The organism is Paenibacillus mendelii, assembly GCF_024498075.1.
Classification (GTDB): Bacteria; Bacillota; Bacilli; order Paenibacillales; family Paenibacillaceae; genus Paenibacillus_Z; species Paenibacillus_Z mendelii.
On record NZ_JANHOF010000013.1, the window covers coordinates 127,779 to 152,494 of the forward strand.

23 protein-coding genes and 1 pseudogene are annotated in these 24,716 nt (G+C 55.4%); 16 read left to right on the forward strand and 8 right to left on the reverse strand.

Annotated features, from left to right (window positions below; genetic code table 11):
* Positions 1-40 precede the first annotated feature (40 nt).
* The 9 genes from NNL21_RS27625 (at position 41) to NNL21_RS27665 (ending at position 10,559) form a co-directional block, all read left to right on the forward strand.
* Positions 41-2,464, forward strand: a complete 2,424-nt coding sequence (locus NNL21_RS27625) for a 3-hydroxyacyl-CoA dehydrogenase/enoyl-CoA hydratase family protein (RefSeq protein ID WP_256555526.1) — start codon at positions 41-43, stop codon at positions 2,462-2,464.
* Positions 2,465-2,576: 112 nt separating this feature from the next.
* Positions 2,577-3,797 carry an acetyl-CoA C-acyltransferase gene (locus tag NNL21_RS27630; RefSeq protein WP_204820576.1) on the forward strand — a complete coding sequence of 407 codons (1,221 nt, stop codon included), beginning with the start codon at positions 2,577-2,579 and terminating at the stop codon, positions 3,795-3,797.
* 4 nt (positions 3,798-3,801) lie between these two features.
* Positions 3,802-5,619: an acyl-CoA dehydrogenase FadE gene (locus NNL21_RS27635; RefSeq protein WP_204820577.1), complete on the forward strand. Its 1,818-nt coding sequence runs from the start codon at positions 3,802-3,804 to the stop codon at positions 5,617-5,619.
* A gap of 33 nt (positions 5,620-5,652) precedes the next feature.
* Positions 5,653-7,488 carry a long-chain-fatty-acid--CoA ligase gene (locus NNL21_RS27640; protein ID WP_204820578.1) on the forward strand — a complete coding sequence of 612 codons (1,836 nt, stop codon included), beginning with the start codon at positions 5,653-5,655 and terminating at the stop codon, positions 7,486-7,488.
* Entirely contained in the window at positions 7,485-7,916 is a 432-nt protein-coding gene (locus NNL21_RS27645; protein WP_204820579.1) for a PaaI family thioesterase, read from the forward strand. The genes NNL21_RS27640 and NNL21_RS27645 overlap by 4 nt, the downstream gene beginning before the upstream one ends.
* Before the next feature lie 112 nt (positions 7,917-8,028).
* Positions 8,029-8,238: a hypothetical protein gene (locus NNL21_RS27650; protein WP_204820580.1), complete on the forward strand. Its 210-nt coding sequence runs from the start codon at positions 8,029-8,031 to the stop codon at positions 8,236-8,238.
* Between the two features lie 222 nt (positions 8,239-8,460).
* Positions 8,461-8,649 carry a hypothetical protein gene (locus tag NNL21_RS27655; protein WP_204820581.1) on the forward strand — a complete coding sequence of 63 codons (189 nt, stop codon included), beginning with the start codon at positions 8,461-8,463 and terminating at the stop codon, positions 8,647-8,649.
* A 134-nt stretch (positions 8,650-8,783) separates the two neighbouring features.
* Positions 8,784-9,536 (forward strand): type I methionyl aminopeptidase, encoded by a 753-nt coding sequence (map, locus tag NNL21_RS27660; RefSeq protein WP_204820582.1) that lies wholly within the window; start codon positions 8,784-8,786, stop codon positions 9,534-9,536.
* A 264-nt stretch (positions 9,537-9,800) separates the two neighbouring features.
* Positions 9,801-10,559 carry a phytanoyl-CoA dioxygenase family protein gene (locus NNL21_RS27665; protein WP_204820583.1) on the forward strand — a complete coding sequence of 253 codons (759 nt, stop codon included), beginning with the start codon at positions 9,801-9,803 and terminating at the stop codon, positions 10,557-10,559.
* Between the two features lie 140 nt (positions 10,560-10,699).
* On the opposite strand, the gene NNL21_RS27670 is transcribed toward NNL21_RS27665, so the two are convergent.
* Both NNL21_RS27670 and NNL21_RS27675 read right to left on the reverse strand, forming a co-directional pair.
* On the reverse strand, positions 10,700-11,266 hold the full coding sequence (locus tag NNL21_RS27670) for a GNAT family N-acetyltransferase (RefSeq protein WP_256555527.1): 567 nt from the start codon (positions 11,264-11,266) through the stop codon (positions 10,700-10,702).
* A 205-nt stretch (positions 11,267-11,471) separates the two neighbouring features.
* Positions 11,472-11,717: a hypothetical protein gene (locus NNL21_RS27675; protein ID WP_204820584.1), complete on the reverse strand. Its 246-nt coding sequence runs from the start codon at positions 11,715-11,717 to the stop codon at positions 11,472-11,474.
* 376 nt (positions 11,718-12,093) lie between these two features.
* Here NNL21_RS27675 and NNL21_RS27680 point away from each other — a divergent pair, with 376 nt between their 5' ends.
* The 4 genes from NNL21_RS27680 to NNL21_RS27695 all read left to right on the forward strand — a co-directional run bounded on the left by NNL21_RS27680 (position 12,094) and on the right by NNL21_RS27695 (position 15,494).
* Positions 12,094-12,588, forward strand: coding sequence for a cation:proton antiporter regulatory subunit (locus NNL21_RS27680; protein WP_204820585.1), 495 nt, complete (start codon positions 12,094-12,096; stop codon positions 12,586-12,588).
* 5 nt (positions 12,589-12,593) lie between these two features.
* Entirely contained in the window at positions 12,594-13,829 is a 1,236-nt protein-coding gene (locus NNL21_RS27685; RefSeq protein WP_204820586.1) for a cation:proton antiporter, read from the forward strand.
* A gap of 29 nt (positions 13,830-13,858) precedes the next feature.
* Entirely contained in the window at positions 13,859-14,725 is an 867-nt protein-coding gene (locus NNL21_RS27690; RefSeq protein WP_204820587.1) for a YitT family protein, read from the forward strand.
* A gap of 115 nt (positions 14,726-14,840) precedes the next feature.
* Positions 14,841-15,494, forward strand: coding sequence for an SOS response-associated peptidase (locus tag NNL21_RS27695; RefSeq protein WP_204820588.1), 654 nt, complete (start codon positions 14,841-14,843; stop codon positions 15,492-15,494).
* Positions 15,495-15,590: 96 nt separating this feature from the next.
* On the opposite strand, the gene NNL21_RS27700 is transcribed toward NNL21_RS27695, so the two are convergent.
* From NNL21_RS27700 to NNL21_RS27710, 3 genes are all read right to left on the reverse strand, one after another.
* On the reverse strand, positions 15,591-16,082 hold the full coding sequence (locus tag NNL21_RS27700) for an 8-oxo-dGTP diphosphatase (RefSeq protein WP_204820589.1): 492 nt from the start codon (positions 16,080-16,082) through the stop codon (positions 15,591-15,593).
* Between the two features lie 186 nt (positions 16,083-16,268).
* A complete protein-coding gene (locus NNL21_RS27705) occupies positions 16,269-16,553 on the reverse strand; it encodes a hypothetical protein (RefSeq protein WP_204820590.1) in 285 nt (94 codons plus the stop codon).
* Between the two features lie 50 nt (positions 16,554-16,603).
* Complete coding sequence (locus NNL21_RS27710; protein ID WP_204820591.1) at positions 16,604-17,392, reverse strand: helix-turn-helix transcriptional regulator; 789 nt, start codon at positions 17,390-17,392, stop codon at positions 16,604-16,606.
* A 127-nt stretch (positions 17,393-17,519) separates the two neighbouring features.
* On the opposite strand from NNL21_RS27710, the pseudogene pyk reads away from it, so the two are divergent.
* Both pyk and NNL21_RS27720 read left to right on the forward strand, forming a co-directional pair.
* Positions 17,520-18,518, forward strand: a pseudogene (gene pyk, locus NNL21_RS27715) (pyruvate kinase); the annotation flags it as partial.
* A 147-nt stretch (positions 18,519-18,665) separates the two neighbouring features.
* Positions 18,666-20,612 carry an ABC-F family ATP-binding cassette domain-containing protein gene (locus NNL21_RS27720; protein WP_204820593.1) on the forward strand — a complete coding sequence of 649 codons (1,947 nt, stop codon included), beginning with the start codon at positions 18,666-18,668 and terminating at the stop codon, positions 20,610-20,612.
* A gap of 1,448 nt (positions 20,613-22,060) precedes the next feature.
* On the opposite strand, the gene NNL21_RS27725 is transcribed toward NNL21_RS27720, so the two are convergent.
* From NNL21_RS27725 to NNL21_RS27735, 3 genes are all read right to left on the reverse strand, one after another.
* Positions 22,061-22,516: a Dps family protein gene (locus NNL21_RS27725; protein ID WP_204820594.1), complete on the reverse strand. Its 456-nt coding sequence runs from the start codon at positions 22,514-22,516 to the stop codon at positions 22,061-22,063.
* A 231-nt stretch (positions 22,517-22,747) separates the two neighbouring features.
* Positions 22,748-22,882, reverse strand: coding sequence for a hypothetical protein (locus NNL21_RS27730; RefSeq protein ID WP_256555528.1), 135 nt, complete (start codon positions 22,880-22,882; stop codon positions 22,748-22,750).
* Between the two features lie 245 nt (positions 22,883-23,127).
* Entirely contained in the window at positions 23,128-23,529 is a 402-nt protein-coding gene (locus NNL21_RS27735) for a secondary thiamine-phosphate synthase enzyme YjbQ (RefSeq protein WP_204820595.1), read from the reverse strand.
* 210 nt (positions 23,530-23,739) lie between these two features.
* Here NNL21_RS27735 and galU point away from each other — a divergent pair, with 210 nt between their 5' ends.
* A complete protein-coding gene (gene galU / locus NNL21_RS27740; RefSeq protein WP_204820596.1) occupies positions 23,740-24,675 on the forward strand; it encodes a UTP--glucose-1-phosphate uridylyltransferase GalU in 936 nt (311 codons plus the stop codon).
* Positions 24,676-24,716 lie beyond the last annotated feature (41 nt).

Here is a 24,716-nt window from a genome sequence, read left to right on the forward strand (position 1 = left end):
AGAGGGCTAAACCACGAGTGGAACAAAAGGGGGGAGCGCAGTGGGGGCAGCTTCGCAAGGGGCGCAGGTGCGCCGGGCGGCGGTCATAGGCTCGGGCGTTATGGGCGCGGGCATTGCGGCTCATCTAGCCAATGCTGGCATGAGCGTACTGCTGCTAGACATACCGCCATCCGCGTTGACAGATGGCGAGATCAAGGCGGGGCGGACATTAGAGGATGCAGCGGTACGCAACCGATTGTCCATCAGCGCGGTTCAGAAGCTGGCATCGTCGCAACCGCCGGCCTTATACGATACCGCCTTTATACAACGGATTACACCGGGCAACCTGGAGGACGATCTGCCGAAGCTGGCCCAGACGGATTGGATCATCGAAGCCGTAGTGGAGCGGCTGGACGTGAAACAGGATGTCTTGGCACGCGTGGAGTCGGTGTGGAGGCCGGGAACGATGGTGTCCTCGAATACGTCGGGGCTGTCGGTGGCCGCCATGGTGGAGGGGCGTGGCGAAGCGTTCAAGCGGCATTTTGCGGCTACGCATTTCTTCAATCCGCCCAGACATATGAAGCTGGTGGAGGTGGTGCCGGCTCCGGACACAGATCCGGACATAACGGCCCGGCTTACCGCTGTCTGTGAATGGAGATTAGGCAAGGGCGTTGTGAGGGCCAAGGATACACCGAATTTCATCGCGAACCGGATCGGGACGTACGGGATGCTCGTCACCATTGCGGCCATGCGGCGCTTCGGCCTCACCGTAGATGAAGTCGATGCCTTAACAGGTCCGGCCATGGGAAGGCCGAAGACGGCTACATTCCGCATGCTCGACTTAGTCGGGCTAGACACACTGCTGCATGTCATCGATAACGTCCGCGAGCGCAGTGACAATAAGGAAGAGCAGGAGGCGTTCGCGCGTCCCCCGGATCTAGAGGCTTTGCGCAAGCTGGGATGGATCGGCGAGAAGGCGGGCCAGGGCTTCTACCGGAAGATCAAGCGCGCCGGAGGCGGCAGCGACATTGAGACGCTTGATTTGGCCACCATGACGTATGCGCCTCGCCGGAGTATCAGCTCGCCTGTGACAGAAGCCGCTAAGGCGGCCAAAGGATCGGCGGGAAAAGTCAAGGCGCTGCTCTTCACGGACGTAAACGATAATTACGCACAGTTTGCATGGGCAACGGTGAAAGAGGTTCTGCTGTATGCTGCGCGTCAGCTTGGACATATTGCCGACTCGCTCGTCGATATTGACCGTGCACTCGTATGGGGATTCAACTGGGAGCTGGGTCCGTTCGAGCTGTGGGATGCCATTGGACTGGAACGATCCGTGGAGCGCATGAAGGCGGAAGGCGATGCTGTGCCCGAATGGGTCGATGCGTGGCTGTCGGCGGGACACCGCACCTTCTATAGAACGGAGGGAATGCAGCGGTACTATGCGGGCGGAGACGGGGAGTGGTATCGAGCTGCCGGGGAAGCCGACGTAATTCCGCTTGCAGGGCTCAGGCAAGCAGGCCGGGTTGTGCTTGGCAACGCGGGAGCAAGCCTGATCGATATCGGCGACGATGTCGCTTGTCTTGCGTTTCATTCGCCCAATAACGCGATTGGCGGGGATATATTAGCGGCCATTCGGCAGAGTGCGGAAGAAGTGAGCCGTAATTGGCGCGGGCTGGTGGTGGCCAACGAAGGGCGGCATTTCTGCGTCGGGGCGAACCTGATGCTGCTGCTCATGGAAGCGCAGAATGGCGACTTTGACGAAGTGGATGACATTATCCGGCTGTTTCAGGACAGCATGCTGGGACTCAAGAGACTCGATCGGCCCGTCGTCGCCGCACCGCATCGGATGACACTGGGAGGCGGGGTGGAGGCCTGCTTGCCGGCAGACGCCATCCTATTCGCGGCGGAGACGTACTACGGCCTCGTTGAGACGGGCGTCGGATTGATCCCGGCTGGGGGCGGCTGCAAGGAAGCAGCTATAATGGCCGCTTCGAGGGCGGGGGCAAGCGGAGATATACAGCCCCACCTGAATGCGCTGTTCGAGACGATCGCAATGGCGAGAACGTCCACCAGCGGATTCGATGTCGAGCGCATCGGACTCAAGCGGCCGCAGGATCGGGCCATTATCCGCGGCGAGACGCGGATTGCCGAAGCGAAGCGAGCCGTACTTGAGCTGGACCGCGCAGGCTATACGCCGCCTGAAACGGATGCACGGATCCGCATTGCCGGACGCGATGGGCGGGCCGTGCTGCAGCTCGGGGTTGAGGCGATGCGGCTCGGCGGACATATTAGCGCGCATGACGCACACATCGGGCGCAAGCTCGCGCATGTGCTCGCCGGAGGCGATGCGGCGCCGGGCGCGGAGGTGAGCGAGCAGTACCTGCTCGATTTGGAACGCGAAGCGTTCCTCAGTCTGTGCGGCGAGCCGCTCACGCAGGTGCGGATGCGCCACATGCTCGCCACCGGTAAGCCGCTGCGCAACTAGGGAGCGGTGACAGGGGGCATTAGAAGAAGTGTGACTGAATAAATAAGTAACACGAAGTGTTACTGCAGCCAGTAGAAAAGTGGATGATGACAACCAATAAGGAGGAACCGCCTTGACGAATCCGAGCACAAGAACGCCATCGGGCCGTGATCCCGTTATTGTATCGGCCGTGCGGACGGCGGTCGGCCGGGCGAAGAAGGGGAGCTTGGCCGACACGCGCGCGGAAGACATGGGGCGCGCCGTGCTTCGCGCCGCAGTCGAGCGGGTGCCCGGGCTCGCTCCCGGGGACGTCGAAGACGTCATTATCGGCTGCGCCATGCCCGAAGGCGAGCAGGGATTGAATTTTGCCCGCATTATGTCCCTATATGCGGGCTTTCCGGTCACTACGCCGGCCGTGACCATGAACCGCTTCTGCGCCTCCGGACTGCAGGCCATCGCTTATGCCGCGCAGCGGATTAGGCTTGGCGATGCCGACGTAATCCTCGCCGGCGGGGTGGAGAGCATGAGCCACGTGCCGATGACCGGCTTCAAAACGGCACCGCATCCCGGCATTGCGGACACGATGCCGGAGATTTATATGGGCATGGGCCACACCGCCGAAGAGGTGGCCCGGCGCTATGGCGTGACGCGCGGGAAGCAGGATGCCTTCGCCGCGGGCAGCCATAGGAAGGCGGCAGCGGCCATTGCCGCCGGTAAATTCCGAGACGAAATCGTGCCGCTGCACGTTCGGCGCGAAGGCGTAGACGACCATGGCCGGCCTTGGGCGCGCTCGTTCGTCTTCGATACCGATGAATGCGTCCGGCCGGATACGGCCGAGGACATCCTCGCGATGCTCAAGCCATCATTCGCCAGAGAAGGCACGGTTACGGCCGGCAACGCCTCGCCGATGAGCGACGGCGCGGCTGCGGTTGTCGTGATGAGCCGCGAGTATGCGGAGCGGCTCGGCGCCGAGCCGCTGGCGACTTTCCGTGTATTCGGCGTTGCCGGCGTTGCGCCGGAAGTGATGGGGATCGGCCCCATAGAAGCGATTCCCAAAGCGCTGAGCCGCGCAGGGATAACCCTCGAGGAGGTTCGTCTGTTTGAGCTGAACGAAGCATTCGCCGCGCAGTGCGTACCGGTCATCGAGCAGCTGGGGATTGATCCAGCCGCAGTCAACGTGAACGGCGGCGCGATTGCACTCGGGCATCCGCTCGGATGCACGGGAGCGAAGCTGACCGTATCGCTCGTGCATGAGCTGAGAAGGCAGGGCGGCGGATTCGGCGTCGTCTCCATGTGCGTCGGCGGTGGGATGGGCGCGGCGGGGGTGCTGGAAGTTCACCAAGAAAGGAGCTGACAGTATGGCGCAAACGAACCGCTGGGGCGGCCGCTTTGTGATGGATGACATCCCTCCGGAGGCGGTTGTGACCCCGGAGGATTTCACAGAGGAGCAGCGGATGATTGCGGATATGGCGCGCGCGTTCGTAGCAGGGGAAGTACATCCCCGCGATGCCGAGATTGAAGCGCTCGACTATTCATTGACCGTCGAATTAATGCGGAAAGCCGGGGAGCTCGGCCTGCTTGGAGCCGACGTGCCGGAGGAATACGGCGGACTTGGTCTTGATAAGGTGAGCACGACCCTGCTGGCGGAGACGCTTGCCGAAGCATCCTCATTCGCGTTGTCCGTAGGGGCTCATGTTGGAATCGGGACACTGCCGATCGTCTTCTTCGGCACCCCGGAGCAGAAGAAGCGCTACCTGCCGGATCTGGCCTCGGGAGCGCGCATCGCGGCGTATTGCCTCACCGAGCCGGCTTCCGGATCCGATGCGCTCGGAGCGAAGACTACGGCGCGGCTGTCACCGGACGGCACGCATTATGTGCTGAACGGCTCCAAGCTGTATATCACGAACGCGGGATTCGCGGATGTATTCATCGTCTATGCGAAGGTGGACGGCGATCATTTCACCGCGTTCATTGTGGAGCGGGGCTTACCGGGATTCGCCATCGGGCCGGAGGAGCATAAGATGGGCATCAAGGGCTCGTCGACCTGTCCGTTGTACTTCGACGATACGCCGGTTCCGGTGGGCAATGTGCTCGGTCAAATAGGCAAAGGCCACCTTATTGCATTCAACATCCTGAACATCGGCCGCTTTAAACTGGCTGCTGCCTGCGTTGGCGGGGCCAAAGAGACGATTGCGCTCACAGCTAAATATGCAGGGACACGCAAGCAATTTGGACGCACCATCTCTTCCTTCCCGCTCATTAGCGCCAAGCTTGCAGACATGAACATCGCCACCTACGTAATGGAGAGCATGGTGTATCGTACCGCAGGCTGGATCGATGAGATGCTGCGGGAGACCGAGTCGGGCAGTCAAGCGGCAGACAGCTCAGCCTCAGGCGGTTCTACCGGAGATACCGGGGTGCGCGCTGCCAAGGCAATCAGCGAATATGCGCTCGAATGCTCCATCAATAAAGTATTTGCGACCGAAGTACTCGACTTTGTTGCAGATGAAGGGGTACAGATCCACGGCGGATACGGCTACATCCGTGAATATAAGGTGGAGCGGATCTATCGGGATTCGCGGATCAACCGGATTTTCGAGGGGACGAATGAAATTAATCGCATGCTTATTCCGGGAACGCTTATGAAAAAAGCGCTCAAGGGCGAGCTCCCGCTGCTGGCCAAAACACGCGCGCTGCAAGCCGAGCTGCTGCAGCCGCTGGCGGTACCGGACTTCGAGGAGCCCCTCAGCAAAGAAACGTACCGGATTCAGCAGGCGAAGAAAACCTTCCTTGCCGTCGGGGGACTCGCGGTTCAGAAGTATGGGCTTGCGCTCGAGCAGCAGCAGGAGGTGCTCTGTCTGCTCGCAGACATGATGATCCAGATTTTTGCGATGGAGAGCGCTAATCTCCGCACCCGCAAAATGATGCTGCGTTCCGGCGGCAGCAGCGCAAAAGCGCAGGCTTCCATCGATATGACGGTCGTGTTCGTACAGGAGGCCATGGAGCGGGTGGAGCGTTATGCCAAAAATGCGCTGATTACCATGGAAGAAGGGGATGGACTGCAGGTACAGCTGTCCGTGCTGAAAAAGCTGATGCGCGCACCGCATTCCGATACAGTGGCGCTTAAGCGGAGTATCGGAGCGCGAGTTGTCCGCAGCGAACATTACATCATCTAAGGGGGCTTCCAAGTGAGGGGATCGGAACAAGACATGAAGCCATGGCTCCGTCATTACCCGCAGGAAGTTGCACCTGACGTCGACATCCCGGACTATAGCGTAGCGGAACTCTTGCGTCGCACGGCTGAAGGATATCCGGAACATACAGCCCTCTATTTTCATGGCAAAAAAATGAAGTACCGCGAGCTGCTCGCCGCTGCCAATCGGTTGGCGGCAGGCTTGCAAGCGCTTGGCGTGGGAAAGGGCGAGCGTGTCGCCATTATGCTGCCCAATTGTCCGCAGACGGTCATTGCGTACTTCGGTACGCTGATGGCGGGCGCGATCGCGGTCATGACCAATCCGTTATACGTTGAGCGTGAGCTGGAGCATCAATTGCGCGATAGCGGAGCGTCAGCGATCATTGTACTCGACCTGTTGTACCCGCGCTTGGCGAAGGTACGGGGGGAAGAGCCGGAGAACGGACCGCTGCCTGCTCTACGCCATGTTATTGTAACGTCGATAAAGGATGGATTGCCCTTCCCGAAGAATCAGCTCTATTCACTGAAGCAGCGCCGCGACGGCAAGCGCCCGGCTGTTCCTTACGGCCGGCACGGCGTAATTGCTTATACGCGCTTGTTGAGGCGCGCATCCGCGCTGCCCAAGGAGACGCCTATTGATTCGGCGAGGGACATCGCACTGCTGCAGTATACCGGCGGTACGACCGGATTAGCTAAAGGTGTCATGCTGACGCATCGCAATCTGATCGCCAATGCCGTGCAGACGGCGGCCTGGTGCTATCGGATGGAGGATGGCCGGGAGCGGTTTCTGGCTGCGCTCCCGTTGTTTCATGTGTTCGGTTTGACGGTCGTGATGAACCAAGCCGTTCTCCGTGCGGGCATGCTCATTCTGCTGCCCAGGTTTGAGATCGAACCGGTGCTGGAAACGATCAAGAATCTGAAGCCGACGGTTTTCCCGGGGGCGCCTACGATGTATGTGGCGATCATTAATTATAAAAATGTGAATAAATATGATTTATCGTCGATAGAGGCGTGTGTCAGCGGAGCCGCTCCGCTTCCGCTCGAGGTGCAGGAGCGATTCGAAGCGCTCACTGGCGGCAAACTGATCGAGGGCTACGGCCTAACGGAATCTTCGCCCGTCACGCATGCCAATCCGTTGTGGGGTAAACGCAAGATTGCGACAATCGGCTTGCCGATTCCCGGAACCGATGCGGTGATTGTGGATGAAGAGACGGGAGAGCCGCTTCCGCCGGGCCAAATTGGCGAGCTGCTGGTCCGCGGTCCTCAGGTTATGGCAGGTTACTGGAATCGGCCTGAGGAGACTGCGGCGGCCCTGCGCGAGGGCTGGCTGTATACCGGAGATCTGGCGGTCATGGACGGAGATGGCTACTTTGCCATCGTCGACCGCAAGAAGGATGTCATCATAGCAGGCGGCTTCAACGTATACCCGCGCGAGGTGGAGGAGGTGCTATACGAGCATCCGGCTGTGAAGGAAGCAGCCGTTATCGGGGTCAAGGATGCTTACCGGGGAGAAACGGTCAAGGCATTCATCATCTTGAAGGAGGGACGGACGGTATCCCGCATGCAGCTTGACCGGTGGTGCCGCGAACGGCTCGCTGCCTACAAGGTGCCGCACCAGTATGCGTTCCGCGAAGAGCTGCCGATGTCTATGATCGGCAAAGTGCTTCGACGCAAGCTGCATGAAGAGGAGGCGGCAGCAGTGAAGGACGCACCAGAGCAAGGCGGTGCCGCAGCGGTACCGGTCATACCGGCTCAGCCGGAGGCCGATGCAGCCGATAAAGCCGATGCTGCTGAACCAAGCGCTCCGTTACCGCCGTCGGGTGAGACTAACCGCGGGGAGGATGACCGATGATCGAGGAAGGGAGAGGACAACAAGCTGACCGCCCCGCCAGCTGGACGCGCTTGGCAGAAGCTGCGGAGTCCACCTTCTGGGGCTATATGGGATGTGAAGTCGTTCGTGCGGACAGCAGCAGGGCGGAGATAAGCTTGAAGATCCGCCCTGAGCTCTTGAACATGCTTGGCATTGTCCATGGCGGTGTGCTTGCTGCACTGATGGATAACGCAATGGGGCTTGTGGTCATGCTGGCCTGTCCCGATGAAAGAACCGTAACCGCGAATATGAATATTCAATATCTCAAAAGTGCAAATAGCGGCATGCTTACATGCGAGGCTGCGCTTGTGCATCGCTCACAGCGATCGTTCACGCTGCAAAGCAGTATTTACGGGGAGGACGGGGGTTTGCTCGCTTGGGGAAGCGGTTCATTCCGCTTAGTAATATAATTGTTACATGTTACAATTTTGTAGCGGCAAGTCCATGTGATTGAAAGCGTTATCTATTTACCCTATACTTAGCCTATGAACGGAATTAGGCTGAGGAAAGGGGGGATCGACTATGGTCAGTCCATGGATAACGACGATTGTGATCATATTTGGCGTGCTTGTAGCTATTGCCTGCGTAGTCGCTTATTTGCGTGTCTACAAGAGCAGTGCCTGGTCCGCGTCCCGTAAGCCTGAGCATAGCACGCCGCCTCTCGCCGTATTTCCGCCCGACGAGCTACCCGCGATCGATGACGATGCACCGCCAAATAACGACAAGAATTGAGTTTAACGGAAAATGAATGCTGTGTTCGCTTTCTTCCCTTGTTCAGAAATGTTATAATTGAATGACAAATTAAAATACTCTCCTCTTTTTTGTTGACCATGATGTCGCCTGATTCATCCGGCATGTTCGACACAGATGGGTATCCAGCGACGGAATCAAATCCGATCGCGTTCTCGCACATGGATTATTAGGACCACCAACCGTTGATAGGGAGGGGATTTCATGGCGAAAAGAAGCCATAATGAAGTCAAAGAAAGCCTAAGGGAACTCACGAGAATTTTTCAACCCAAGGACTCACGCAAGTTTGTCCGCGATTATATCCGCAAGTACCGGATTATGGGTGGGTATGAAGAGGAGCTTACGATGCTAGTCGAGCATGAGATGGGTAAACTTCGGTCGTCCGTCAGTTAAATAATGATTATGCTGCCTTGCCCTGATTCCGGGACAAGGCTTTTTTGTTTCGCCGTTCCGTTCAGCCTGCATCTGCTGTTAGACCGAATTCCGTTGAGCAGGAGGAGAGCCTGACAACAGGAGGGACGCATCCTATGATCGAACTGAAAACCGATGATCAAATTCAATGCATTCGTAAAGCGGGCCGTATCGTGGCTGCTTGCCATGGAGAGGTCGCTCGCCGGATCAAGCCGGGGGTGACGACTGCCGAGATCGACCGGTTCGTGGAAGCGCACATGAAGCTGCATGGTGCGCGGCCGGCGCAAAAGGGCTATAAAGGCTATCCATATGCGACCTGCGCATCGGTCAACGATGTCGTCTGTCATGGCTTTCCGACCGACAACCCGCTGCGGGATGGCGATGTAGTTACGATCGATATGGTCGCCGAGCTGGACGGCTGGATGGCCGATTCGGCATGGACGTATACGGTGGGAACCCCTGCGCCGGAGGTGTTGAAGCTGACAGAGGCGGCGAAAAAAGCGTTGTTCGCAGGTATCGCGCAAGCGGTACCCGGCCGCAGGCTGGGGGATATCGGGCATGCGGTGCAGCAAGCCGCCGAGCAGGAGGGCTTCACGATTGTCGAGAGCTTCGTCGGGCACGGCATAGGCCGCAGCATGCATGAAGCCCCACAGGTGAATCATTGCGGGAAGGCCGGGACGGGAAAACGGCTTCGCCAAGGAATGGTTCTCACAATCGAACCGATTTTGGCCATGGGGATGTCCTATATCAATATTGATGAAGATGGCTGGACGGCCCGGACCTTCGATGGGACGTGGTCGGCTCAATACGAGCATACGATTGCTATAACTAATGGAGAGCCTATTATTCTAACGAGTCTAAGGAGCTAAGGAGTGTTAGCCGTTGTTTAGCCGGGGAGACGACCCCGGCTTTTTCCCTTTCCAGATCAGCAGGCTTCACTTACGCAATTTTCTGTAACGTATACAAAAATCGCGCAAAAGACATCTTGCGCATGGATGGCAATCATCCTAGAATGGTAGTGATAATGAAAATAATGCATACCTATACATCATTTGATATACAATTTTCAAATGCTGCAGCGTATGCGCGGGAAAGCTTCAAAGGATGGATCATGGGCAGGAGGGAAACCGATAATGAGACTTTCGGCGGAACAAGTGAGGCAATTCGATGAGAACGGTTACCTGTTCGTGCCGGATCTGCTTACCCCGCAGCAGCTGGAAGCGCTGAAGCAGATGGTCGATGCCGTTCTGGACGGAACCATCGTGCCGGAGCCGGGCAAAGGACTCGATGATTTTGAATTGCAATATGAGCCGGCTGTGATTGGCAGCGCTGTCATTCCAAGAAGGGATCAAATCCGGGTAGCGTTTCACCTCTGCCATTCGCATCCTTTCTTCTGGGATCATGCCACAAGGCCGGAAATTGTGGATGTGGTGGAGTCCCTGCTCGGGGAGCATGTCAAGCTGTATACAGACCAGATGTTCGTTAAGCCCGCACATCATGGAAGCGAGGTGCCCTTCCACCAGGACCATGCGTACTGGACCCAGGTTGAACCCTACCGTATGATCAGCTGCTGGGTCGCGCTGGATGACGCAACCGTAGAGAACGGATGTGTCCGCATGCTGCCGGGCACGCATAAACAGCTGCTGCCCCACCGGGAGTTCGCAGGCAACCAGCGGTATGGATTACTGGAGGAAGACGTTGACGCAAGCCGAGAGATTGCAGTGGAAATCAAAGCAGGCTCGGCCATGTTTCATCATTCCTTAACCGTTCACCGGAGTTTTCCCAATCATAGCGATCAGGGCAGGCGGGGGCTCGTAACGATCTACATGCCTGCGGATACGACGTTCGTGAAGCCGTGGAGCTTCAAGTATGGGTTTCAGACGATTCGCTAACATTCAGCCTGACCGGGGACGGGAAGGTTGTACAATTAGACATGGCTGTGGACGTCCATGATTGAATCCGCATCACAGGAGCCATGCCATGAATGAACAAAGGCCGTCCGGCGTACCGGGCGGCCTTCATGTCTTTCTTGTCAAGGGAGCCTCTTGACCATATGCTCGTACAGATGTCCGGCGATCTCGAGCTGGTGCCCATCAGCTTGATAGCCTTGCGCAGCATAGAGCCGCTTGGCATTCTCATTGCCCAATTCCACAATGAGCGCTAATCGTGGATACCCGCGCTTTGCCCCTTCTTCTTCGAATGCCTGCATCAGCTGTTTCCCCAATCCTTGACCGCGGAAGGCGTTATCTACCGCAATGGAGTCCAGATAATACTCATCGATCATCGCTTCCTGCGGGAACGACAGGCCGCTTTCTCCGGATATGGAGGCGATGCGATCCAGAAGAGGACGATCAAGAGCGGTTAGTTCGCTTCCGTGGTAAGCAAGCAAGGCCCCAGCGACTCTACCTTCCGCCTCGATCACGATACAATTCTCATAGCTGAGACGGTTAGCCGGCTGGCTGAACCAGAACGTCATCGCCTCGAGCGCCTTCTCTGTATCATCTGTTCCCATAAGTATATAAGTGATGTCGCCGATGGCTTCGAATAGCAGCGGTACTGCCGCGTGCGCGTCTTCCGGTAAAGCCGTTCTTATCATCATGTCTTCGTGGTCTCCTTTCAAGCGAGGCATTGTCCACTAGTGTATGCCAAATAAGACGCCAACGTCCAATCGAGCCCTATTTCTTGCGTAATCTCTGTGGATGGTCAGTATTGTCAATGGATACGGTTTGTGATTTAAGGCTATTTGTGGTATAATTTCATTAAAATCATCGAAAAAGGCGGTGAGTTCCTATGAAATCTCAAGTCTACTCGTCCATACGCTTTATTTCAACGGTTCTCATCGCACTCTTCATGCTTTTTTCTACACCTACTCCGATTCCTGAGACTGTTATGAATGAAGTTACCCGTACCATTGTATCGCCTACCGTGGAGAGCTTCGTCAAGCCTCTCACGCGTACGGGCGCGATCATCACGGCCAAGATGAAGCTGACTGCTATGGCTGCCGTGTTCTCCTTCCTTGTGCTTGTCTCGTACAGGACCTCTGGAAACATGTTTGTCCCCCGTGCATTATACCGGCCGATTATTGCGAGATGTTTAATGCGATTGAAATTAACCCCTGTTAAGTACACCTCCCTTTTTGTGTAATCCTACCGTTGTTCACTTGAGCGCCATTGAACCGTTTTGTTAGTGCTGGACTGCAAATTTGCTCCGGTTTATTTGAATTGTTGTCCAATCCCCATACAGCCGGTCTGACAAAAAGCAGGCCAAGCATACCAGCCGTTTCCCTACAAAAAAATGAGGGGCGCGGGGTCTATTTGCTGCTGCCAAAAATCCGGGCAGGTTATGGGGCGAAACGGATGTGAACGTAACCATTTAAGGATGGGGAATGCCTGAAAAGGGAAAAACATTTGCAGGAGGGTATCTAAGATGAATATTCGAGAAAGCGATTTACCCGGAATCGGGAAGAAATTTCAGCTGTTAACCCGCGGAGGTGACAAGCTGGTCATCGTTGTCCATGACGATGGGAGGCGGGAATGCTACCACTACCAATACGACGATCCGGACGAAAGTATCTCCATGGTCACGCTGGACGATGATGAAGCGAGATTCGTCGCGGCTGTTATCGGCGGCATGACCTATACGCCGAAGGCGCTGGAATCAATCGAGGTGGCGCTCGACGACCTCGTAATCGAATGGTACAGGGTCGAGTCCGGCTACCACTGTGCGGGGAAGTCGATCGGAGAGATGGATGTGCGCCAGCGTACCGGTGTAACGATTATCGCCTTGATCGGGCCTAAACAGGCTAAATACATTAATCCGGGGCCGGAAGTAACGCTTACGCCGGAATCCACACTAGTCGTAGCCGGTGAGCGGGGCCAGCACAAGCTGTTCAAACAAATTCTCGTGAATGGATGTGATTAATCGCCATGGACCACACCGTATTTGAGGTCGGGGTGGCAATTGGCTTGATCGCCTTGGCTGGATTACTCTCAGCCAAACTGCGATTTTCCGTCATCCCGTTCTATATTCTTGTTGGCATGGCCGTCGGTCCGCATGCAATTGAGTGGTGGCACTTTGATTTCAGGTTTATCGAAAGTGCCCCGCTGATCGAATTTATGGGCCGCATCGGCGTTCTGTTTCTGCTATTCTACCTCGGGCTGGAGTTTTCGGTCGGCCGGCTTGTGAAGTCCGGCCGTTCAATAGCGGTCGGGGGAACGATCTATATTCTAATTAATTTCACGCTCGGCTTTCTGTTCGGCTGGGCCATGCAGCTGCCGATTCAGGAAATTCTTATCGTCGCGGGTATTACGACGATCTCCTCCAGCGCCATCGTGGCGAAGGTGCTGGTCGATTTGAAACGGACCGCGAACGGGGAGACAGAGATGATTCTGGGCATCATCATGTTCGAGGATGTATTTCTGGCCGTCTATATCTCGATCGTATCGGGCTTGGTGCTGAGCGGCTCTTCTTCCTTTGGAGGCGTGGCGCTCTCGGCGTTGATTGCCCTCGGCTTTATGCTATTCATTCTCGTCGTTGGCCGCAAATGCGTTCCTCTGCTGAACCGTGCGCTGCGTATTCGTTCCAACGAGCTGTTCATGCTGGTGATTTTCGCCGGATTGTTCATGATCGCAGGCTTCTCCGAGACGATTCATGTCGCAGAGGCGATTGGAGCGCTGCTTGTCGGCCTTGTACTGGCTGAGACCGAGCATATGAAGCGGATTGAGCATCTGATTCTTCCGTTTCGCGATTTCTTCGGCGCCATCTTCTTCTTCAGCTTCGGTCTGACGATTGATCCGTTCGCCTTAGGCGGTGCGGTCTGGATGTCACTGGGTGCGGTCGCCGTTACGTTGTTCGGCAATTTCGTGGCAGGCATGTGGGCAGGCCGGGTTGCGGGTCTCTCGCCGAAGGCTTCGGCCAATATTGGACTTACGATCGTCGCAAGGGGCGAGTTTTCAATCATTATGGCTAATCTGGCCAAAGCGGGCGGGCTGCTTCCGATCATTCAGCCGTTTGCCGCGCTGTACGTGCTGATCCTGGCAGTGCTCGGGCCGCTGCTAACGAAAGAGTCGAAGGCCATCTTTGGGCCGCTGGACCGCGTGTTCAAATTTACACGAAGCTATAATAAGCGTAAGGAAGCGGCTGCGGCATCACAAGAACCGTAAATACCTGAATCGAAAGGGAGGGATCGCTCGTGAGAGAATCGAACGTAACGAATCCTGAACGGATAGACCAGGAAAGAGAAGGCTTCTCCAAGAAGCCGACTATGGATTTACTGTTTGTTGTGGCGGGAGCGCTGCTCGCCTCAGTGAGCATTGAGCTGTTCCTCGTGCCCAACCAGTTAGTGGTAAGCGGGATGACGGGCGTCTCTATGATGCTTGCCTATGGGATGGAGATGCGGATCGGTATTCTGCTCTTATTATTGAATTTGCCCTTCCTGTACTTCGGCGCCCGCCGGCTTCACAAGGAAAGGTTGTTTATCGGCTTTTATGGACTGCTTGCCTTTGGCATTGCCTCAATGGCTTTGCATCCCGTTCCGGGTCTAACTGAAAACCTGATGCCGGCTGCAATTCTAGGAGGGGCGGTACTTGGTATCGGCATTGGTCTGGTGATCCGCTGCGGAGGGTTTCTGGATGCAGCAGAGCGTATGGGGACCGCTTGGATGGGGCGCCGTTATGCGCTGCTCCTTTCCATTACGGCCAATGCTGGGGTCCTGCTTGCGGCATGGGCACTCTTCGAGTACGAGCAGCTGCTGCATTCCGCGGTTGCTACGGCGGTCGTGCTGCTTGCGGCAAATCGGTTTCTCTACGGCAGCTCGGCGCTCGAGCGGATGATTCGCATTGAGAGCGGCAGGGCTGAGGAGGTCGCGGCTGCGATAGCCGCGGCTACGGGTCGAATCGCTGTTCGGCTGCCCTCGCAGCCTCGCAGAGAGGAAGGGTTTACTGCCCTGCACCTGGAGGTTTCCCGTTTGGAGGAAGCTGCCATTCGGGAGGCGGCATTGAAAGCGGATCCGGATGCTTTGATCAATGTGAGACGCGGAGGACACAGAAGCAGGTATTGATAGGTCTTACCGGTCAGAAGCCCGCGTCTGTTAAACTTGCATAAGTCTTGCATGTTCGTGCATGGATCGCCTTGTTCTGGCAAATACTAGCCAAAACAATGACGAGGTGGTCCTCATGTGCCAAGCAATATCAAGTGCGGCTGATGTGTCGGAGCTGACAGAGCGTTATCAAATCGAAAAAGTATTGTTTCATTCGACCCATTCGCGCGAGATTAATCCGACGGAATCGGTGTGTGCGGTGTTCGAGCATCCATACGATGGCCGGCTGCTGGATGAATTTAGATGGGGGCTCATGCCGTTTTGGGCGAAAGATTCGATATGGATGGAGAGCCGGACGATGCTGTGGAAGCCAATCTTTGACCGGATCTTAAAAAGACAGCGTTGTGTCATTCCGTGCACGGGCTTCTATGTAAGCAGGACAGAGGGCAAACAGACGCACCGTGCGAAGGTATCGATGCGCAGCGGGACGTTCGCTATCGCCGGATTGTATGATATATTCCGTGCGCCGACAGGCGGTGAGGAGACGCGTACGCTCACGTTGATTACGACACAAGCGAACGGTCTTGTCTCGCCGTACAGCCGTCAGATGCCTGCTATTCTGGAGGAAGAACATGTGGAACGTTGGCTGAAGGGCTCCTTCGACGATCCGTTCGAAATGCATGCGATGCTAAAGCCGATGGATGCGATGCGGATGCTGTCCGTACCGATCGGGTCGGCCCCAGGAGATAAGGTCGAGTTCGAGGTTTCCCGTCCGGAGCCGATCGGTTAAGTCCTTCCTTCGTGAATAACCCCGTTTCATCTACGATTGAAGTAGGTGAGACGGGGTTATTGTTGATGCGCGGCCATCTGGGATGAAGGCATTGAATTACAGCTTCTTCACGGTTTCTTTGATCATCCGGTCGTTTTCCTCATCCCACTCCACATGGATCTCGAACGTACCCTCCTCGAAGAAATAGGGAAAGCGTCGTTTGAACCAGGGCTGCATGGGCAGCTCAAGAGCTTCGGAAATCGGTACCCACAGCAGCTCCCCTTCGGGCGGGTTATGCAGCAGTTCGCCCTCGAAGGCGGTGGCGATATAATTAAATACCATATAGCGAAACCCGGTGCTCGGAACGACGTACTCATCCAAACCTTTGTACACCAGGCCGCTAACGCGAAGTCCGGTTTCTTCCCATACTTCGCGCGCAGCGCCGTCCGATAAGCTTTCGGGAAAATCGACCTTGCCGCCGGGGCCGATATATCCGGGAAATCCGCGGCTATCGGGCCGATTAATGAGCAGCACGCGGCTGCCGTCGATGACCAGGCACATGGTATACATCGCGAACGTTTTTTGAATGACTTCGTTATCGCTATTCATGATCTGCTGACACAGCCTCTCCCATTGATTATGTAACGCCCGGCTCAACTTGCATCATACTACGAGTCAAGCATGACGAGAAGGGGGACGGATGTTTCAAGCAGGAACCGCGCAGCCGGCATAGAATGCAAAGTGACCTTATCTTGGTTAGCTCCAAAATAAGGTCTTCGAAAATTGGCGTTCGTCCTATGATTCCGTAGTTGAAGGCTGATCCAGAGCGTCGAGCGCGGCGTCAATCAGCGTATCGAACAGCTCGTCATTCTCTTCCAGCTGCTCCTCGACTTGATTGATCTGGATCTCCTTTCCAGGACCGTTCAGAAAGTTTAAGCTGTACATCCAGTCCTCGGCATTCTTGCTGACCAGGGTCAGTTCATAGGCCGATTTATGGCCCTCCACTTCAAAGTGGACATGGCCGTTATAGCCGTCCTGCTTGGAATGCTTCAATTCTGCCTTCAAAATGTTAACGTTCATTGCTATCGATCCTTTCCTAATAGATTACGTGTGTGGCGATGCTGATGCGCCTACTCTCTTGCGGTGCGTTCCGCGATTAAATCCGAAGGCAGCCTGCCGACGACCCGCTTGAAGGTGCGGTTAAAATACGACGGATCGCTGTAGCCCAGCTGCTCAGAGATGTCGTGCACCGTAAGCTGAGAGTGGCGGAGCAGATACTGTGCCGTCTTTAATCTTTTCATATGAACGAATTCACTGATGGTCAACCCGGTCACCTTGCGAAAGATGGAAGCGGCATAATTGGGACTTACACCAACAACGGCTCCGAGCTCCACCTTTGTTATTTTGTCCCGGTAATGCTCTTCGATGTACCGTTTCATGCGATCCGTATGTTGGATTGCCGACGGGGCCTTCTCTCCCTCGTCAACCTCGCGGCTGATGATGACGAGCACTTCCATCAGGAGTGCTGCACACATCACGGAAAAATAACGCCCGCGTTCCGTCCACTGCTCCGCGAGCAGAAGCAGCTTCTCCACCACAAGCTCGGGCATATGGGATGCCCAGTGAAGAGGGGCCTTGGCGGCGAGAAGGGGGAGAAGCCCGGAAGCCCCGGCCATGGAGGGACTGAATTGAATCGTGATCATATCGCGGATCCCGCCATCGCCCTTCAGCTCGAAGCCGGGACAGCCGGCGGGGATAAGCATCAGCTCGTTTTTGCGGCAGACGTAGGTGTGGCCTCTAAGCTCGTAATGACTCTGTCCGAATCGTACCCAGACGAAGATATAGCTGTCGCTGCCGAGTCTTCGCCGTTCATGGCGGACAAAACCCCGCTCCTGTCGAATGTGAAATATGCTGAACATCTAGCAGCCCTCAATTATTGTGAGACTATAGTATATTTACTGTACTATAGTTCATCGATCTTGAACAGCGGCTCCTATACAATAGACTTAAGTAGAGAGAAACGCAGTGATAGGAGTGGACGAGAAGATGAAGAAGACGCAAATCGTCTGTACGATGGGACCGGCCTGTTTGTCGGCAAGCATGCTGGAGCAAATGATCGGTGCAGGCATGAATATAGCAAGATTAAACTTAGCACATGGTGAGCTGGACGACCATCGGCAGCGGATCATAGCCGTTCGGGAAGCAGCAAGCAAGCTTAATACGCCTGTCCAAATGATGCTTGACATCAAAGGACCGGAGATCCGGACCGGCCTCCTGCAGGAGCCTTCCTATCTGCTCAAGAGCGGCGAGTTCCTGACCTTGACGACGGAGCCTGTAATTGGAACGGACAAACGTATCTCGGTTTCCTACGACTTGACCCGCGACGTTGCCGCAGGCACGAGCATTATGATCGATGACGGGCTCATCGAGCTTCAGGTGGTCCGGATCGAAGGGACGGAGGTCGTCTGCGTTATCGTGAACGGCGGCGTTATTAAATCTCGTAAAGGCGTAAACCTGCCGGGTATTCGCACCTCGCTGCCCGGCGTGACGGAGCGGGACAAGCTGCACATTCAATTTGGCGTGGAAACAGGCGTGGAGATGATCGCAATGTCATTCGTGCGCCGCGCAGAGGATGTCCGTGAAGTGAAGCAGATGCTGGCGGACATGGGAGCTTCTCACATTCAGATTATTTCGAAAATCGAAAATCAAGAGGGTCTTGATGAGCTCGACGCCATTATAGAAGCGTCCGACGGCATTATGGTTGCGCGCGGCGACCTGGGCGTAGAGATTCCGATCGAGGACGTCCCTGTAGCGCAGAAGCGGATGATCGCTGCCTGCAACAAAGCGGGCAAGTTCGTCATTACCGCGACACAAATGCTGGAGTCGATGCAGCATCAGCCTCGTCCGACCCGTGCGGAAGCGAGCGATGTGGCTAATGCCGTATGGGACGGTACGGATGCGGTTATGCTGTCCGGCGAGACGGCATCGGGTCATTATCCGCTCGAATCCGTCCGTACGATGGCTGCGATCGCTGGCAAAGCGGAGCTCGCCGCGAATAAAGATTTGATCGGAGCGTAATCATCGTTTAAAGTTAGTAGAGCGGGGCGCGAATGCGTAGAGATGGGATGCGGCGGCATCCGGTCGAGCAGACGCGCCTTTTTGCGAATTGCTAACGTTAGGCGGGATTGGATTATGCACGTATTGACGGTTGATCATATAACGAAGAGCTATGGCGAGAAAATGTTGTTCGAGGACGTGTCGTTCGGGATCGAAGCCGGCGACAAAATCGGTATCATTGGTATAAACGGAACAGGCAAGTCGACGTTTATGAAGGTCGTTGCAGGAATAGAGCCCCCTGACTCGGGCTCTATTCTTGTTGTGGGCGGTGTAAGCGTGCAGATGCTGTCGCAGGATCCGGTGTTCGATCCGGAGATGACGGTGCTGGAGCATGTGCTTGGAGGGGACTCCGAGCATATGCGCGCGGTGCGCGGATACGCCGAAGCGCTGCAGGCGCTGGAGCTCAATGCGGGCGATCCTGCCCTGCAGGAGCGGCTGGTGCGCGCGAATCAGCGGATGGACGAGCTGGAAGCTTGGAGCCTGGAGAGCGAAGCGAAGACGGCCTTGACCAAGCTTGGCATCGTGTCGTTCGAAGCGAAGCTGGGTACGCTGTCCGGCGGGCAACGGAAGCGGGTTGCGATGGCGGCTGCGCTCGTGCAGCCATCCGATGTGCTGCTGCTCGATGAGCCTACGAACCACATTGACAACGAATCGGTCGCTTGGCTGGAACAGATGCTGCAGAAGCGCAAGGGCGCCCTGCTCATGATTACGCATGACCGTTATTTTCTGGATCGCGTCAGCAATCGGATTCTGGAGCTCGACCGCGGGCGTGCCCATTTCTACACGGCGAACTACAGCCGCTTCGTTGAACTGAAGCTGGAGCGGGAAGAGCGCGAGGCCTCATCCGAAGCGAAACGGAAAAATTTGCTGCGCAATGAGCTGGCTTGGATTCGCAGAGGAGCGAAAGCGCGCTCGACGAAACAGAAGGCGCGTATCGAACGGTTCGAGACGCTGCAGGCATCCGCGCCGGATAAGGCTGGCGGCAAGCTGGACGTATCGGTAGCTTCGTCCAGGTTAGGCCGAAAGATTGTAGAGATGGAAGGGGTCACGAAATCGTTCGAAGGACGGACGGTCATCCGGGGCTTCGATTATATTACCGTTCCGGAGGATCGCGTCGGCATTGTGGGCCGTAACGGTCAGGGGAAGTCGACGCTGCTCAAGCTGATCTCGGGGCAGCTGCAGCCCGATGCCGGCGAGGTCAGGCTCGGGCCCACCGTGCGGCTCGGCGTGTTCTCCCAGGAGCGGGAGGAGATGGACGAGAGTTTGCGCGTCATCGACTATATCCGCGAAGGCGCGGAACGGGTGACCACCTCCGACGGGACAACGGTATCGGCTTCTCAGATGCTGGAGCGGTTTCTATTTCCGCCGAACCAGCAGTGGTCGCCGATCGCGAAGCTCTCCGGCGGCGAGAAGCGGCGTGTACAGCTGCTGCGCGTCCTGATGGATGCGCCCAATGTGCTGCTGCTTGACGAGCCTACCAATGATCTGGATATTGCGACGCTGACGGTGCTCGAAGACTACTTGGATGATTTTCCGGGCGTCGTGTTCATCGTTTCCCATGACCGGTATTTCCTAGACCGGACGGCTGAGCGCATCTTCGCCTTCGAAGGCGATGGCGTCATTACGCAGCATGTCGGCAACTTCACCGATTACATGGAGCATAAGGAGGCGGCTGTGAGTGTGGCGGCGGATGCGGGATCCCGTGCGAGTGCTCCCGCAAGTACGCCAAGTGCGCCGGCTGTGGACAGCGGCTCTTCGAATGTGAGAGAGGTGCAGCGCCCACTGAAGATGTCGTACAAGGAACAGAAGGAATTCGAGACGATCGATGAAGATATCGAGAAAGCCGAGGAAGGGCTGCAAGCTATTGGGCTCCGCATGGAGGCTGCGGTGAGCGATTCGGTGCTGCTGCAGCAGCTGCTCGTCGAGCAGCAGGAGCTCGAAGCAAAGCTGGAGCATCTGATGGAGCGCTGGACGTATCTGAATGAGCTGGCCGAGCTTATCGTCGCGAACAAGAAGGGTTAGCGTCAGCGCGCCTTGGATGAATGGCGACTGTCTTGCTTGGCCTCAATGGGCGATCGGCCCGAGCGCTGCAATAGGGCGACTGGCTGGAGCAGTTGGAGCTAGGCGATTTGCAGGTCCAGCGAGAGGCTAAGGCTGCATGAGTTAATTGCCGGCAGCCGATACTGAGTCGATGCAGAGCAAAGACCGAGCAAAGACCGAGCAAAGACCGAGCAAAGACCGAGCAAAGACCGAGCAAAGACCGAGCAAAGACCGAGCAAAGACCGAGCAAAGACCGAGCAAAGACCGAACTGATACCGAACTGTCAGTCGGACGTTTCCCCCTGATTCATATCACCATTGTGGCGAAGTATGGATCACAGTCGCTGTAAGAGTAAAAAAGGGTCTTACAGATGACCGCCGAGGCGGAATGTCGAGCTGTAAGACCGTTTATGGGTGTTACAGGAGCAGAAGATCGGTGCAGCGAATGGAATCAGACGCTGTAAGAGTAAAAAGGGTCTTACAGATGACCGCCGAGACGAAATGTCGAGCTGTAAGACCGTTTATGGGTGTTACAGGAGCAGCGGATCGGTGCAGCGAAACGAATCAGGCGCTGTAAGAGCAAGAAAAAGGGTCTTACGGATGACCGTCGAGGCGGAATGTCGAGCTGTAAGACCGTTTATGGGTGTTACAGGAATAGAAGATCGGTGCAGCGAATCGGAGCAGGCGCTGTAAGAGCAAAAAAGGGTCTTACAGGTGACCGCCGAGGCGAAATGTCGCGCTGTAAGACCGTTTATGGGTGTTACAGGAGCAGAAGATCGGTGCAGTGAATCAGAGCAGGCGCTGTAAGAGTAGAAAAGGGTCTTACAGGTGACCACCGAGGCGAAATGTCGCGCTGTAAGACCGTTTATGGGTGTTACAGGAGTAGAAGATCGGTGCAGCGAATCGGATCAGGCGCTGTAAGAGCAAAAAAGGGTCTAACAGATGGCCGCCGAGGCGAAATGTCGAGCTGTAAGACCGTTTATGGGTGTTACAGGAGTAGAAGATCGGTGCAGCGAATCGGATAAGGCGCTGTAAGAGTAAGAAACTAGACAGTCCCTAATCCACATGGTCACTTCACCCGCTACAGATACACTAATAAGATAATTTCGGTGCCCCGTTCAAGTGAAGAAAGCGTTAGTCGTTGAAGTATTATCCGGTTATCGGATAGAAGCAGTAGCACGTCAGCACGGGATGTACCAATACACTTAGTAACTGGGGCCGTCTATACCAGCGGTAGTGCCCATCATTGGTTCCTTTATATAGCCGCAGCAAGCTGTAACTGACGATGTATGGCTGTGGCTGCTTACTACCTGTTCAGACATAGAAACTGTACCACGGAATGAAATGCGCCATTACAGCAGAAAAGGCTGTCCCTTCGAGTAGCTGGAGCTACGAAAAGGGGCAGCCTTTTGTATGTGGATAGAATCGGAATTAGCGGCCGTTGAATGCTTTGAGCATCCAGACATGCTTCTCAAGCGATTTGTGAATGGCAAGCAGCATATCGGCGGTCGTGTCGTCGCCTTTCTTCTCTGCTTTTTCCATACCATCCTTCAACTCGTCGATGACGGTAGTGAAGTCGTCGATAATGGAATCCACCATTTGCTCGGCCGTTTCCTCGCCTGTCGCTTCTTTCACGCTGGACGTTTCCAAATAACGTTTCATCGTCGCTTCTGGTTTGCCCTCCAGCGCGAGCAGGCGCTCGGCAATCTCATCGACGTGCAGGGCTGCTTCTTCATAGAGCTCTTGAAATTTAACGTGCAAGGTGAAGAACTGTTGTCCTTTCACATACCAGTGATAGTTGTGCAGCTTCACGTAAAGGACGCTCCAGTTGGATACTTGCTTGTTCAGAACGGTTTGAATTGTTTTGTCTGCTGCTGCTGTTGCCATGATTAAACCACTCCTTCTTTGTCTTCTTCTATTTTTCTTTAACCCTATTGTCCGCTTCCGAATCGAGGGTGTGGAGCCGATTCCAAGAAAACGGTCGCAGTCCAGTGCGGCCATACAACCGCTCCAGTTGCTGTGATTCTTCCGGTAATGCCGCTGCTGCATGATACCTTATGCAAACAAGCGTCACACCGGTCTCGAACGTATCCGGGACGAACATCGATATAGCTCTGCTCATCCGTGTGGATCTGTCAGCCATGGAAGCCGTTTCTTCCGCGTATGACCGATGGCCGCGAACACGCCGTCCGCTTCAAGCAGCTCTACCTCGCCGCTTTCATTATGGCGCACTTTCAAGCCGATTATTCCCATCGCTCGCGATTCACCCTCGACCGGCGCTGCATCACGCCTCCAACAGACTCTAGCGTTGCGCGAGCCCGGTCCTGCATGATTTTGAGGCACTCATTCATGGCGCAGATGAACAAGCCGCTAATCCTGACGGACCGTTTCCGTTACTTAGGGTTTTCTCCACAACGGATGATCCATTCAACCTCAAATAATAATTATTACTATATTAAAATTATTATAAATAAGGAGAAATGTCAACCTGTTTTTTATTATCCTGTGATCAGCTTCACAACATACTCGCGAGTCCGGGGACCGTCGAATTCGCAGAAATAAATACCTTGCCATCTTCCTAGGAGCAGCTTCCCGCCCGAAATAATAATGGTTTGCGAGGTACCGGTTGTTATGGCCTTCAAATGAGAGGCCGTGTTGCCCTCTGCATGGCGGTATTTCGGATGCTCCCATGGATAAATTTCATCCAGCCGCATTAGAACATCATGCTTCACGTCAGGATCGGCATTTTCTTGTATGGTAATTCCAGCTGTCGTATGCGGACAGTAGATGACGGCAGTGCCATCCACAAGCTGTTCCCTGCTAACTATTGAGGCGATTTCACGTGTGATATCGATCATTTCATCTCGCTTTGATGTACGGAGAGTACGGCTGACCAGCATGAACTTCACTCCTTGGCAACATGATTTGCTCCCAGTGTGGCATGAATGGAAAGGCGATGTCAAACGCTCGTGAAACAAGGTAATCATTCAAATATTTTGCTTTCAGGCATGGTAGAATGAGGGAAATGGGGGTATGATGAAAAGAGACGGGGAACGGGATTTCCGCCCCAATGTGGCTGCATGAGCCAGTCATTAGAAGCTTGAAGGACGATGCGGTTACCGGTCGTAGGAGGGAGAGGTTATATCGTGTCACAACGGGTACGTAAAGCAATTATACCAGCAGGAGGTTTAGGGACGAGGTTTCTGCCTGCGACGAAAGCACAGCCAAAGGAAATGCTGCCTCTGATCGATAAACCGGCCATTCAATATATTGTCGAAGAAGCAGTCGCTTCCGGCATTGAAAGCATTATGATCGTTACGGGGCGGAACAAACGGGCGATCGAGGATCATTTTGACAAATCCTACGAGCTGGAGGCGGAGCTTGAAGCGCATGGCAAGGCAGAGATGCTGGATGTTGTCCGCAGCATATCGCGCATGACGGACATTTGCTACACCCGTCAGCGCGAACCGCTTGGGCTCGGTCATGCCGTGCTTTGTGCGCGCAGCTTCATTGGAAACGAGCCGTTTGCGGTTCTGCTCGGCGATGACATCCTGCTGTCTGAACCCCCTTGTCTGAGACAAATGATTGACCTGTATGAGACGGGGCCATCCTCGGTCGTCGCCGTGATGGAGGTGCCGTGGGATCAAACTCACAAATACGGTATCGTCGATCTGGATGAGAGCCTCGGAAGAGGTCGCGTGCGGAGTCTTGTGGAGAAGCCTGCGCCAGGGGAGGCTCCTTCGAATCTGGCCGTAGTTGGACGTTACCTCCTGGAACCGGGAATTTTTGATTTATTGGAACGTTCGGAGCCCGGAAAGGGCGGCGAGATCCAATTGACCGACAGCCTGCAGCGTTTAAATTTAATCTCACCTTTGCAGGCTTACCGCTTTGAAGGACGCCGGTATGATGTCGGTGATAAGCTTGGCTTTGTTCAAGCTACGATCGATTTGGCGCTGGAGCGCGAGGATTTGTCTGAGGATGTACATAACTATTTACTCCACAAGCTGCAGAACTTAGGCGAAGGTGCGAGCCGCACGACAAGCTAGCTGCCAATAAGGGCCTGAAAGCGAGGCATGCAATCATCACT